This window comes from Blastococcus sp. SYSU DS0753 (assembly GCF_054051175.1).
The window spans coordinates 20,120-32,502 of record NZ_JBJHAT010000006.1; the positions used below are offsets into that span (position 1 = coordinate 20,120).

Consider the following 12,383-nt stretch of genomic DNA (forward strand, 5'->3'; position numbering starts at 1 on the left):
TCAGGAGCGGGTGGCCAGCGAACGGAGGAAGAAGGCCACGTTGGCGGGGCGCTCGGCCAGCCGGCGCATGAAGTAGCCGTACCAGTCGGCGCCGTAGGGGACGTAGGCGCGGACGCGGGTGCCGGCGGCGGCCAGCCGGCGCTGCTCGTCGGGGCGGATGCCGTAGAGCATCTGCACCTCCCAGGAGTCCGCCGACCGCGAGTGCTGCGCGGCCAGCTCGTGCGCCAGCGCGACCATGGCGGGGTCGTGCGACCCGACCATCGGGTACCCCGGGCCGGCCATGAGGATCTCCAGGCAGCGCGCGTAGGCGGCGTCGACGTCCTTCTTCTTCTGGTGCGCGACGGCGGGCGGCTCGTCGTAGGCGCCCTTGACCAGGCGCACCCGCGAGCCGGTGACGGCCAGCGCCTTGGCGTCGTCCTCGGTGCGGAAGAGCATCGCCTGCAGCGCGACGCCCGTGCCCGGGTGCTCCTTGCGCAGCTCGGCGAGGACGGCGAGCGTCGAGTCGACGGTCCGGGAGTCCTCCATGTCGAGGGTCACGGTCGTGCCGATCGCGGTGGCCGCCGCCACCACGGGCCGCACCAGGTCCACGGCGGTCTCGTGCCCGTCGGGCAGCGCCTGGCCGAACGCCGAGAGCTTCACCGTCACCTCGGCCCCGTCGCCCAGGCCCAGGCCGGCCAGCCCGTCGAGGGCGGCCAGGTAGGCGTCGCGGGAGCGCTCGGCCTCGGCGCGGGTGGTGACGTCCTCGCCGAGGTGGTCGAGGGTGACCGCGATCCCGTCGGCGGTCAGCGCGCGGACGGCGGCGAGGGCGTCGTCCAGCGACTCCCCGGCGACGAAGCGGTCGACCACCCGGCGGGTGGCCGGCGTGCCGGTGACCGCCCGCCGCAGGGCGGGCCGTCGGGAGGCGGCCAGCAGGGCCTTGGAGAGCAGCACGGGACCTCCCGGGAGCGGACGACGCCAGCACCCCGAACGCTAGGCACGCGGCCTCCTCAGGACCAGGGACAGATGTCCGGACTTCCCCGGTCTGCTCTCATACAGCTGTACGACGACGAGGAGGGGCGGCGGTGCGGGACGAGCTGCAGGAGCTGGTCGACGACGTGTCCCGGGTGCTCGGCGCCCCCGCCACCCTGGAGGACGCCGCCTTCACGCTGCTGGCCTTCTGCGCGCACGACGACAGCGGTGCCGAGCCCATGGACGCCGTCCGTACCCGGTCGATCCTCACCCGCGGCTCCGCGCCCGAGACCCGGCGCTGGTTCGAGGACTTCGGCATCGCGTCGGCGACCCGCCCGATGCGGACGCCGGCCGATCCCGCCGCCGGCGTCCTCACCCGGCTGGTGATCCCCGTTCGCCACGAGGGCCGTACCCGGGGGTACCTCTGGCTCCTGGACGACGGCCGGATCGACCCCGGGGATCTCGCCGATCCGGCGCTGCGCCGGGCCCTGGACCTGGCCGCGGCGGCGGGGCGCGTGCTCGCCGGCCGCCCGGCCGACGACCTGGGGCCGGAGCTCGCCGACGCGCTGACCGGCCGCCCGGCGGCCCGGGCGCAGGCCGCCCGGCGGCTCGGCGACCGGCTGACCGGCGAGGGCGCCCAGGTGCTGGTCGCCCTCACCTCCGCCGACGGCGGCCCGTTGCCGGAGCGGCGGTTGCCGGCGGCCGGTGCGGTGGCGACGGTCCTCGACGACGGCGTCGCCGTCCTGGTGCCCACGCCCACGCCCACGGACCTCCGGCCGGCCGGCGCGCTCGCCGCCGCGACGCTGGCCACCCTGCCGGTGGGCAGCACGGCGGGCGTCTCGTCGGCCCGCCGCGGCGCCGACGACCTGCCCGGCCAGTGGGGTGAGGCCCGCGCCGCGGCACGGGTCGCCGCCGTCGTCGACCGGTTCTTCCCGGTCGCCCACTGGGGCGAGCTCGGCGGGTGGCGGCCGGTCACTGCACTACCGGGCCCCGATCCGCTGCTGGCGCCGCTGCTCGCCGACCCGGTGCTGACCACGACGGCCGAGACCTTCCTGGACTGCGCCGGCAGCGCCTCCCGGACGGCGGAGTCGCTGCACATCCACCGGCAGACGCTGTACTACCGGCTGGGCCGGATCGGGGCGCTGACCGGTCTCGACCTCGCCGACGGCGATGCCCGGCTGCTGCTGCACGCCGGGCTGCGCGCGGCCCGGCTGTCCGGCGGCCCGCGGCCGGCCCGCTCGTGACGGCCGCCGGTCGCCTAGGCTCGGGGCGATGGCTGCGGGAGAGATGGTTGCGCCGGTGGACCCCCGCGGCGGGCACGACGACGTGCTACGCGCGCTGCGCACCGGCACGGCGGAGGAGCACCAGCTCCTCGAGGACACCCTGGAGCTGCTGGACCCGGAGCTCGACCGGGAGCGGCTGGCGCACGTCCTCGGCCTGATGCACGGCTTCTGGGCGGCGGCCGAGCGGGGCCTCGACACCTGGGCCACCCAGCACCCCGCGGACGCCGCGACCGTGGACTGGACCCGCCGCCGCCGGGCCGATCTCTTCGCCGCGGACCTCGCGGCGCTGAGCACGCCCGTCCCCGCCGGGACGCCGGAGCTGCCGGCCGTTGCCAGCACCGACGAGGCCCTGGGCCGGCTCTACGTGCTCGAGGGGTCGACCCTCGGCGGCACGTTCATCGACCGCCACCTCGCGGCGCTCCCCCACCTGGCCGGCGTCCGCATCCGCGCCTTCTCGCCCTACGGCCAGGAGACGGGGGCGATGTGGGCCGCCTACCGCCGGGTCACGCGGGCGCACGTGGCCGCGGGCGGCGACGCCGACCGGGTCGTCGCCGCAGCGCGCGAGACGTTCCGCGTGCTCGCCGCGTGGTGCCGCCCCGCTGCCCGACAGCAGGCCCGGGGGTGACCGACGTCGAGCGCGGGGCCGGGTTGCTGGCCCCGGGCGACCCCGTCGACCTCACCAACTGCGAGCGCGAGCCGATCCACATCCCGGGCAGCATCCAGCCGCGTGGGGTGCTGATCGCCGTGCGCGACCCCGACTGGATCGTGCAGCAGGTGTCGGAGAACCTGGCCGACCTCACGGGCGTGGACTGGCGGCGCGCGCTGGGCCGGCCGCTGGCCGAGGTCATCGGCGCGGCACCGGCCGCCGCGGTGATCCGCTCCGCGAGCGCCTTCGGCGACCTGCGCGAGCGCAACCCGGTCGAGGTCACCCTCGACGTCGGCGGCGAGCCGCTGCCCGTGGACGCCCTCCTGCACCGGACGGAGATCGACCCCGGGCCCGTCCGCGCCGTGGACGCCCGGCCCGACCCCACCCCCGGGGAGTCGGCGCCGGTCACCACCCTCGTCGTCGAGCTGGAGCCGGCCCGCGGACCGCGACCGTTCTCCTTCCCGAACACCTACCAGGCCGTGCGCGGCACCGTCGGCGAGCTCAACCGCGCCGCGACGCTGCAGGAGCTCTACGACATCACCGCCCGGGCGGTGCGGGCGCTGACCGGCTTCGACCGGGTGATGGTCTACCGGTACGACGCCGACTACAACGGCGAGGTGGTGGCCGAGGCCAAGACCCCCGAGCTCAACTCCTTCCTCGGGCTGCACTACCCGGCCAGCGACATCCCCGCCCAGGCGCGGGCGCTGTACGAGAAGAACTGGATCCGGCTGATCTCCGACGTCGGGTACGCCCCCGTCCCCCTCCGTCCGACCGTCCACCCGGTCACCGGCCGGCCGCTGGACCTCACGTTCTCCACCCTGCGCAGCGTCTCGCCGATCCACGTCGAGTACCTGGGCAACATGGGCGTCCACGCCTCGATGTCCATCTCCCTGCTGCGCGGCGACCGGCTGTGGGGGCTCATCGCCTGCCACCACTACAGCGGACCGCACGCCCCGCCCTACGCCACCCGCGCCGCCGCGGAGTTCCTCGGCTCCACCCTCTCGCTGCGGCTGACCGACCGGGCGCAGGAGGACGAGTTCGACCGCGCCCTGCGGGTCCGCTCCACCCTGGCCTGGCTGACCGCCGCCGCCATGGACGAGGAGCGCCCGCTCACCGAGACGGTGCTGGGCTCCCCCAGCCTGCTGGACCTGCTGGCCGCCGACGGGGTCGTGGTGAACCTGCAGGGCGCCCGGGGCACCGCCGGCGCCGGGCTGCGGCCCGGGCTGGCCGACGCCATCGCCGGGTGGGCCGCCACCCGCGGCGAGGACGTCGTCGCCACCGACGCGCTGGCCGCCGCCGCGCCGGGCCTCGGCCCGGTCGGCCCGGCCTGCGGCGTGCTCGTGATCCCGCTACCGGAGGGCCAGTACGTGCTCTGGTTCCGCGGCGAGGCGGTACGGCACATCGACTGGGGCGGCGATCCCCGCAACAAGGCGATCGCCGAACGCGAGGGCGCGGAGGTCCGGCTCAGCCCGCGCAAGTCCTTCGAGCGCTGGCGGGAGACCGTCCGCGGCCGCTCCGAGTCGTGGACGCCGCAGGAGCAGGGCGAGGCCGCCGAACTGCGCACCCACCTGCTGGAGGCGCTGTACGCGCGGTCGCGCCGCATCGTGCGCGCCGCGGAGACGCTGCAGCGCAGCCTGCTCTCCGACCCGCCCGAGCCCGACCACCTGGCGGTGGCCGTGCGGTACGTGCCGGCCGCGCGGGAGGCACAGGTCGGCGGCGACTGGTACGACGTCTTCCAGCAGCCCGACGGCTCGACGGTGCTCGTCATCGGCGACGTCGTGGGCCACGACACCGAGGCCGCGGCGACGATGTCCCAGCTGCGCGGCCTGCTGCGTGGCATCGCCTACGACAGCGCGGCCGGTCCCGCCGAGGTGCTGTCCCGGCTGGACGCGGCGATCGAGGGGCTGGACCTGGGCGCCCTGGCCACGGTGCTCGTGGGGCGGCTCGACCGGCCGGCGGGCTCGGCCGACGACCGCACCCGGTTGCGCTGGGCCAGCGCCGGGCACCTCCCGCCGCTGCTGGTCGCACCCGACGGCACGCAGCAGCTGCTGGTGCCCGACCGACCCGGCCTGCTCCTCGGCGTGGACCCCTCCGCCGTCCGCGCGGAGCACCAGACGGTGGTCCCCCCCGGCGCCACGCTGCTGCTCTACACCGACGGGCTGGTCGAGCGCCGCGACCAGGTCTTCGACGACGGCGTCGAGCTGCTCGGCCGCGCGCTCGCCGAGTTGCGCCACCTACCGGTGACCGAGATGTGCGACGCGCTCATCGACCGGCTGCTGCCCGAGGGCGGGGAGGACGACGTCGCGCTCGTCGCCGCCCGGCTCCGGCCCCCGCCGGGCTGAGCCGGCCGCTCAGCTCCCGCCCGGGGCGGTGAAGCGGGGCGTCAGCCCGTCGTCGGGTGGGCCGCCGTCCGACGGCAGCGGGCGCTCGTCCTCGGCCGCGCGGACGACGGCGATGGGGTCCTCGGGGGCGGCGGTGCGGCTCTGCTCCAGCGCGGCCAGCAGGCGCTCCTCGTCGGGTGCCAGGTCACCGGGGCCCAGCCGCCCGCCGGGGCTGCCCGCGTCGGAGCCCGACGCCATCGCGGTGTCCGGCGTGGGGTCGTCCGGGGCGTTCATGCGGCAGTTCCTCATGGTCGGTCAGCGCGGGAAGTTCGGTTCGAGCCGGGGCACGATCTGCATCTCGGGGACGAACGCCGCCGGGTGCAGGAGCAGCAGGGTGCGGATGGCCTCGGCGACCGCCGACGGCGGCATCATCAGGTGCCCGGGGATCCCCCACTGCTCCATCATCGGGGTGTCCATCGCGGCGGGGATGACGCTCTGCACCCGGCACGGGAACGGCCGCTCGGTGCCGTCGTCCAGCCGCACGGCCTTCTCCCGCAGCTCCCGCTGGATGCAGCGGGTCGCGTTGAGGAACCCCGCCTTGGAGCCGTTGTAGGCGATCGCCCCGCTGCCCGAGGTGATCGCCGAGAGCGACACCACGTGCACGACGTCGGCGGTGCGCCCCTCCGGCAGGTCCTGCACCCGCTTCGTGAACTCGCTGGTCAGGAAGATCGGGCCCTCGCAGTTGACCGCCTGCACCCGCTGGTAGTCGGCGAGGTCGATGTCGGTGATGTAGCCCGGCCGGTCGATGCCGGCCACGTTGACCAGGACGTCGAACGCGTCGCCGTGCCGGTCGAACAGGTCGGCCACGACGGTCCGCCGGCTCTCGTCCTGGGTGACGTCCAGGGGGACGACCTCCGCCGAGCCGCCCGCGGCGACCACCCGCGACCGCGTCTCCTCGCTGCCCGACGCGTCGATGTCGGCGACCACCACGTGCGCGCCGCTCTCGGCCAGCGCCAGCGCCGTGGCCCGGCCGAGCCCGCTGGCCCCGCCGGTCACCAGTGCGACCCGGCCCTTCAACGACGCCTCCACGGCAGCTCCTCGGTCGTCGGTGCGCGTCCGTCGCCGACAGCCTCGCCGACAACCGCCGGCAGCGCAGGTCGGGGCCGGCAGGGGCGACCGACCGCGCCTTTCCGGGGCCGCGGTCAGATGCGGTGGAGGCCCGCTTCCTCGATGAGCCTCGCCTGCTCACGGCACCACGGGGACCACGCGTCGCCCTCGGTCTCCTGCCGCCGGCGGAACGCAGCCCAGTCCAGCAGCTCCCACTCGGCCACCTCGCTGGGCTCCGGCGCCGGCGACCCGGTGAAGCGCCCGACGTAGACCGGGCAGATCTCGTTCTCGACGACGCCGCGGAACTCCGCCCGGTACCGGTAGCCCGGGAGGGCGGGGCGGACGTCGGCGACGGACAGGCCCAGCTCGAAGCCGGCGCGTCGGGCGATCGCAGCCCCGTCGTCCTCACCGGGCCCCGGGTGACCGCAGACGGTGTTGGTCCACATCCCCGGGAACGTCGGCTTGTCCTCGGCCCGGCGGGTGATCAGCAGCCGGCCGTCGTCGGCGAAGAGGTAGGCGGAGAACGCGCGGTGCAGCGGCGTCTCGCCGTGGTGCACCTGTGGCTTGGGCATCGTGCCGATCGCCAGACCCTCCTCGTCCACCAGCACGATCATCTCGACAGGAGTGGCGGTCACCGGCCCATGGTCCCCGATCGACCGGGGGCGCGCCCGCTCCGCTCCCCCCGGTGCGCGGGGGCGGGCTTCGGGGCACAGTCGGGGTGTGGACAGCTTCGACCGGAACGGCCTGACCTTCGACGTCCGGGACGCCGGACCGACCGACGGCGACCCCGTCGTCCTCCTGCACGGCTTCCCGCAGGACTCCACCGCCTGGGACCGGGTGGCACCGGCGCTGCACCAGCACGGCCTGCGCACCCTGGCGCCCGACCAGCGCGGGTACTCGCCCCGGGCGCGGCCGCGCGGGCGGGCGGACTACCGGCTGCGCGAGACGGCGGGGGACGTCCTCGCCCTGCTCGATGCCGCCGGCCTGGAGTCCGCGCACGTGGTGGGCCACGACTGGGGCGGCATCGTCGGCTGGGCCCTGGGTGCCTGGCACCCCGACCGGGTGCGCACGCTGACCGCGCTCTCCGTACCGCACCCGGCCGCGATGGCCCGCGCCGTGGTGACCAGCGACCAGGCGCTGCGCTCCTACTACGTGGGGGTGTTCCAGCTGCCCGTGCTGCCCGAGCGGCTGCTGCTCGCCGGCGACGGCGCCGCGCTGCGAAGAATGCTGCGGCACGGCGGCCTCCCCGAGGACGCCGTCGACCGGTACGCGCAGCGGATGCGCGAACCGGGTGCGCTGACCGCGGCCCTGAACTGGTACCGGGCCCTGCCGTGGAGCGGGCGCGACCCGGTCGGGAAGGTGCGGGTGCCGACGCTGCACGTGTGGAGCACCGGGGACGCGTTCCTCGGCCGCGCCGCGACCGAGGACACCGCTCGCTTCGTCGAGGCGCCGTACCGGCTCGAGGTCCTCGACGACGTGACGCACTGGATCCCGGAGCTCGCCGCGGAGCGGACCGCCGAGCTGGTCACCGCCCACGTGCGCGGCTGAGCGCTGCGCCGCCCTCGCGCCACCGTCCGGATCGGCGGCCCGAAAGTCGGCATGGGGCTGTTCGGCGCCCCGGCTGCGGGGTAGCCCCGGAGCGTCCGGTAACCGACACCGAGGGAAGGGGACGACCTGATGACCACGTCGACCACGGAAACCGGTCGCGTCACGGGCACCGCCGACAAGGACTACAACCTGATCTGGTTCACCGAGGCCAGCCTCAGCAACGCGCTGCGCCTCGAGGCCTACATCCAGGACGCCGAGCGCGCCGGGGACGAGGAGCTCGCGGAGTTCTTCCGCAAGGCGCAGAACGAGAGCCGCAAGGGTGGCGAGCAGGGGAAGGCCCTGCTCAAGGCACGCCTGAGCAGCTGAGCGATCCGACGACCGTCCTGATCCGGGGCGGGGCCCGCACCCGCGGCGCCCCGCCCCGGTTCGCGTGCACGCCGGGGTAGTTTCCTCCGCGATGACCGCCGAACCGAGGACCACCGCCACCCGGGCCGAGCGCCTCGACCGGCTGCCCGTCACCCGTGAGCACGGCCGGCTGGTGGTCGGCTCGGGCATCGGGTGGGCGCTGGACGCCATGGACGTCGGCCTGATCTCGTTCGTGATGACCGCGCTCGTCGCGCAGTGGGGGTTGTCGAACAGCGAGGTCTCGTGGATCGGGTCGATCGGCTTCGTGGGCATGGCGCTGGGCGCCACGCTCGGCGGTCTGCTGGCCGACCGGTTCGGCCGCCGCCAGGTGTTCGCCCTGACCCTGCTCGTCTTCGGGGTGGCCACGGGCGCCGCGGCGCTGTCGTGGTCGGTCGGTGCGCTGCTGGTCTTCCGGTTCCTCATCGGCCTGGGGCTGGGCGCGGAGCTGCCGGTCGCCTCCACCCTGGTCAGCGAGTTCGCCCCGGCGCGGGTGCGCGGCCGGGTGGTCGTGCTGCTGGAGGCGTTCTGGGCGGTGGGCTGGACGCTGGCCGCGCTCATCGGCTACTTCGTCGTCCCCGTCGGCGACGACGGCTGGCGCTGGGCGCTCGCGATCGGGGCCGTGCCCGCCCTCTACGCCGTCGTCGTCCGCCGCGGGCTGCCCGAGTCGGTGCGCTTCCTCGAGCTGCGCGGTCGCACCGACGAGGCGGAGGCGACGGTGCGCCGGTTCGAGCGCGCCGCGGACGTCGCGCCGGTCGCGTCGCCGCCCCCCGCACCGCCGGCCACCCCGCCGGGTGTCGGTGCCCTCTGGGCGGCCGGCACCGCCCGCCGGACGGCCGCGCTCTGGATCGTCTGGTTCGGCATCAACTTCGCCTACTACGGCGCCTTCATCTGGCTGCCGACGCTGCTGTTCAACGAGGGCTTCTCCCTGGTGAGGTCCTTCCAGTACACGCTGATCATCACGATCGCCCAGTTGCCCGGGTACGCCCTGGCGGCCTACCTGATCGAGAAGTGGGGGCGCCGCCCGACGCTGGCCACCTTCCTGCTGGGCTCCGCGCTGGGCGCCGGGCTGTTCGCGGCCGCCGACGGCGACACCGCGGTGCTCGTGACCGGGATGGTGCTGTCGTTCTTCAACCTCGGCGCCTGGGGTGCCCTCTACGCGGTGACACCGGAGATCTACCCGACCGCGCTGCGGGCGACCGGCGCCGGCGCCGCCGCGGGCTTCGGCCGGCTGGCCTCCATCGCCGCGCCCCTGTGCGTGCCGCTGCTGGTCGACGCCGGGGGCACGGGGCTGGTGTTCGCCACCTTCGCCGTCTTCTTCGTGGTGGCCGCGATCGCGGCGTGGGCACTGCCCGAGCTACGGGGCCGGTCACTCGACGACGACGCCACCTCGCCCGACCCCGCCCGCTCGACCGGCTGATCGCGGGGCGCGCCGGTTGGCGCGGGGGCGGACGGGTAGCCGCAGGACATGCCGAACCTCTCCCCCGGCCAGCTCTCCGGCCGCACCATCGCCGTCACCGGAGCCAGCGGCAACGTCGGCACCGCCCTCCTGCGTCGGCTCACCGACCCGAGGGCCGGCGTGGCCGAGGTCCGCGGGCTGGCCCGGCGCCGGCCGCCGGCGACGGCCCCGTACGACGGCGTCCGCTGGCACTCCGCCGACCTGGGGGAGGCCGCGAGCGAGGCGGAGATCGCCGAGTTCGTCGAGGGAGCCGACGCGGTGGTGCACCTGGCCTGGGCGCTGCAGCCGGGCCGGCAGCCCGATCGCCTGCGCGAGGTGAACGTGGCGGGCACCCGGCGGGTGGCCCGCGCGGCGGCGGCCGCCGGGGTCGGCCAGTTCGTGCACATGAGCTCGATCGGCGCCTACGCCGCCGGCGCGCGCGGGCAGCGGGTGACGGAGGACTGGCCGACGACCGGCATCCCGAGCGCGCAGTACAGCCGCGACAAGTCCGAGGCCGAGCGGGTGGTCCGCGAGGTGTTCACCCGACACCCGGACACCACCCTGACCGTCGTCCGCCCCACCCTCGTCCTGCAGCCGGAGGCCAGCAGCGAGATCGGCCGCTACTTCCTGGGGCCGCTGCTGTTCGGGGCCGCGCGCATGCTGCCCGGCGCGGTCGCCCGGCTGCTCCCGCTCCCCCTGCCCGCGCTGGCCCTCTCGTTCGTGCACGCCGACGACGTCGCCGACGCCCTCGAGCGGATGCTCGACCGCCGTGCCCCCGGCCCGTTCAACCTGGCGGCCGAGCCGCTGATGGACGCCGACGCGCTGGCCCGCGCCCTCGGCTCGGTGCGGATCCCCACCCCGGCGTTCGCGGTGCGCGCCGGGCTGCACGCGGCGTTCACCGCGCACGTGGTGCCCACCGAGCCCGGCTGGGTGGACATCGGCACGCAGGCGCCCGCGCTGAACACCGCCCGGGCGCGCAAGCTGCTCGACTGGGCCCCGTTCCACGCCGGCGACGACGTGCTGCGGCAGTTCGTGGCGGCGCTCGGCACCGGCACCGGTGCGCCCGGGCCGTTGCTGCGCCCGGCGGGCGGCCCGGAGCTGGACCCGGCCGGTGACCGGGCCAACGCGCCCGGGCCGCGGGCCAACTGACTCAGCCGGGCAGGCTGCCCAGCAGGGTGCGGGTCATCGCGTTGCGGGTGTCGAGCAGCTCGTCCAGCGCCGCGGTCAGATCACCCGCCGACACCGTGAGCCCGCCGCCGTCCGGGGTCCGCGCCGCCGCCACCAGCGCGGCCCGGCGGAGCAGCTCCTTGAGGAAGGACGCCGTCACGCCCTCGGTCCGGGCGATCACGTCGTCCAGGCCGCTGGTGTCCACCTCCAGCGTCCCGCGGTAGAGGTCGAACAGCGCCCGGCGCGCCGCCGCGTCGGGCAGCTCCAGCGCCACCGCCTGGTCCACCCGGCCCGGGCGTGCGGCCAGCGCAGGCTCCAGCAGGTCGGCGCGGTTCGTGGTGAGCACGAAGACGACGTCGGCGTCCTCGGCCAGCCCGTCCATCTCGTTGAGCAGCTGGAACAGCAGCGGATGCTGGCCCGGGTGCATGCCGCGGTCCTCGGCGATCAGGTCGACGTCCTCCACGACGAGCATGGCCGGCGCCAGCGCCCGTGCCACCGAGCACGCCTCGGCGATCAGGTGCAGCGCGTTGCCGGTGAGCTGGATGACCGTGGTGTCGCGCAGGTTGCTCACCAGGTACCGGACGGTGTGGGTCTTGCCGACGCCGGGCGGGCCGTAGAGCAGCACCCCGCGCTTGAGGTGCTGGCCGGCCGCGAGCAGGCGCTCCTTGTGCCGGGCGACGTCCACCACCTGCCGCCGGATCTCGGCGAGAGTGGCCGGCGCCAGGATCAGCTGGTCGGCCCGCAGCTCCGGCCGGCGGTGGAACTGCAGCAACGTCTGCCCGTGCCCGAACACCTCCTGACCGAAGGAGAGCACCTGGCCGCGGAACACGTTGTGCTCGATGCTCGCGGCGCGGATCTCGGCGGCGGCACGGGCCACCGCGGCCGGGTCGGTGCCCACCAGCTGCACCGACACCTGCGGCACGCCGTACTCCGGCGCCGCACCCCGCAGCAGCAGCGCCGCGCGGCTGCCGTCGGGCTCGGTGACCAGGTAGATCGCGCACCGCTGGCAGGCCCGGACCTCGCCGTCGGGGCCGCAGGCGAGGTTGACCGTGGCCGGGTTGCCCGGCCGGGGTCCGTGCGGGTGCTCGCCGTCGGGACCGAGCAGGTCGCCGAGGCCGAACTGGGTGTGCTGGAACCCGGCCACCCCGACCAGCTCGTGCGTCCGCCCCGCCCCGGTCAGCCAGGCGTCGACCCCGGCCTGGACGTTGACGTGCTCGTAGCCGGGCCAGGTCTCCTCCACCACGTCCAGCCCCTCGGCCGCGTCGCCCAGGTGCGCCGCCAGCACCCGGGACAGCCGCGGCCGCTCCCCCGCGCGGGCGGCGCCGACCAGCGCCCGCACGCCGCGCCGGGCGAGCCGGCCGACGTCGGCCAGCTCCGGCCGCAGCCCGTCGGGAGCCGCGACAGCCGCCGCGGTGAGCGGCTGGTAGGAGCCGCTGTAGCTGACGTACGTGCGCCGCACGTGCCCTCCTGGTGCATCGGTGGAGGGCGGACGCTACCGGGTACCGGGCGGTTCCCGAACCCGT

Annotated in this window: 12 protein-coding genes; 7 read left to right on the top strand and 5 right to left on the bottom strand. The window is 75.9% G+C overall.

The genetic code is table 11. The features are described from left to right. Positions 1–930 (bottom strand): proline dehydrogenase family protein, encoded by a 930-nt coding sequence (locus ACI799_RS07145; RefSeq protein WP_456598973.1) that lies wholly within the window; start codon positions 928–930, stop codon positions 1–3. Positions 931–1,061: 131 nt separating this feature from the next. On the opposite strand from ACI799_RS07145, the gene ACI799_RS07150 reads away from it, so the two are divergent. Genes ACI799_RS07150 through ACI799_RS07160 form a run of 3 tightly spaced genes read left to right on the top strand, consistent with a single transcriptional unit; the run spans position 1,062 to position 5,219 of the window. Then, positions 1,062–2,192, top strand: coding sequence for a PucR family transcriptional regulator (locus ACI799_RS07150; protein WP_456598972.1), 1,131 nt, complete (start codon positions 1,062–1,064; stop codon positions 2,190–2,192). A gap of 28 nt (positions 2,193–2,220) precedes the next feature. After that, positions 2,221–2,856 (top strand): biliverdin-producing heme oxygenase, encoded by a 636-nt coding sequence (locus tag ACI799_RS07155; RefSeq protein ID WP_456587513.1) that lies wholly within the window; start codon positions 2,221–2,223, stop codon positions 2,854–2,856. After that, positions 2,853–5,219 (top strand): SpoIIE family protein phosphatase, encoded by a 2,367-nt coding sequence (locus ACI799_RS07160; protein WP_456612734.1) that lies wholly within the window; start codon positions 2,853–2,855, stop codon positions 5,217–5,219. The genes ACI799_RS07155 and ACI799_RS07160 overlap by 4 nt, the downstream gene beginning before the upstream one ends. Before the next feature lie 9 nt (positions 5,220–5,228). Here ACI799_RS07160 and ACI799_RS07165 read toward each other — a convergent pair whose 3' ends face one another. The 3 genes from ACI799_RS07165 to idi all read right to left on the bottom strand — a co-directional run bounded on the left by ACI799_RS07165 (position 5,229) and on the right by idi (position 6,940). Next, positions 5,229–5,492, bottom strand: coding sequence for a hypothetical protein (locus ACI799_RS07165; RefSeq protein WP_456612735.1), 264 nt, complete (start codon positions 5,490–5,492; stop codon positions 5,229–5,231). 21 nt (positions 5,493–5,513) lie between these two features. After that, positions 5,514–6,287 carry an SDR family NAD(P)-dependent oxidoreductase gene (locus ACI799_RS07170; RefSeq protein ID WP_456612736.1) on the bottom strand — a complete coding sequence of 258 codons (774 nt, stop codon included), beginning with the start codon at positions 6,285–6,287 and terminating at the stop codon, positions 5,514–5,516. 113 nt (positions 6,288–6,400) lie between these two features. Next, complete coding sequence (idi, locus tag ACI799_RS07175; RefSeq protein ID WP_456612737.1) at positions 6,401–6,940, bottom strand: isopentenyl-diphosphate Delta-isomerase; 540 nt, start codon at positions 6,938–6,940, stop codon at positions 6,401–6,403. A gap of 85 nt (positions 6,941–7,025) precedes the next feature. Between idi and ACI799_RS07180 the strand changes: the two genes are divergently transcribed. The 4 genes from ACI799_RS07180 to ACI799_RS07195 all read left to right on the top strand — a co-directional run bounded on the left by ACI799_RS07180 (position 7,026) and on the right by ACI799_RS07195 (position 10,842). Further along, positions 7,026–7,853: an alpha/beta fold hydrolase gene (locus ACI799_RS07180; RefSeq protein WP_456598969.1), complete on the top strand. Its 828-nt coding sequence runs from the start codon at positions 7,026–7,028 to the stop codon at positions 7,851–7,853. 129 nt (positions 7,854–7,982) lie between these two features. Continuing rightward, on the top strand, positions 7,983–8,219 hold the full coding sequence (locus ACI799_RS07185) for a hypothetical protein (RefSeq protein WP_456612738.1): 237 nt from the start codon (positions 7,983–7,985) through the stop codon (positions 8,217–8,219). Positions 8,220–8,310: 91 nt separating this feature from the next. Then, positions 8,311–9,675, top strand: coding sequence for an MFS transporter (locus ACI799_RS07190; protein ID WP_456587506.1), 1,365 nt, complete (start codon positions 8,311–8,313; stop codon positions 9,673–9,675). Between the two features lie 48 nt (positions 9,676–9,723). Continuing rightward, the gene (locus ACI799_RS07195) at positions 9,724–10,842 is read left to right on the top strand and encodes an NAD-dependent epimerase/dehydratase family protein (RefSeq protein WP_456587505.1); all 1,119 of its coding nucleotides are present in this window, start codon (positions 9,724–9,726) and stop codon (positions 10,840–10,842) included. A 1-nt stretch (position 10,843) separates the two neighbouring features. Here ACI799_RS07195 and ACI799_RS07200 read toward each other — a convergent pair whose 3' ends face one another. Continuing rightward, positions 10,844–12,319 carry an AAA family ATPase gene (locus ACI799_RS07200; protein ID WP_456587504.1) on the bottom strand — a complete coding sequence of 492 codons (1,476 nt, stop codon included), beginning with the start codon at positions 12,317–12,319 and terminating at the stop codon, positions 10,844–10,846. Positions 12,320–12,383: the final 64 nt, after the last annotated feature.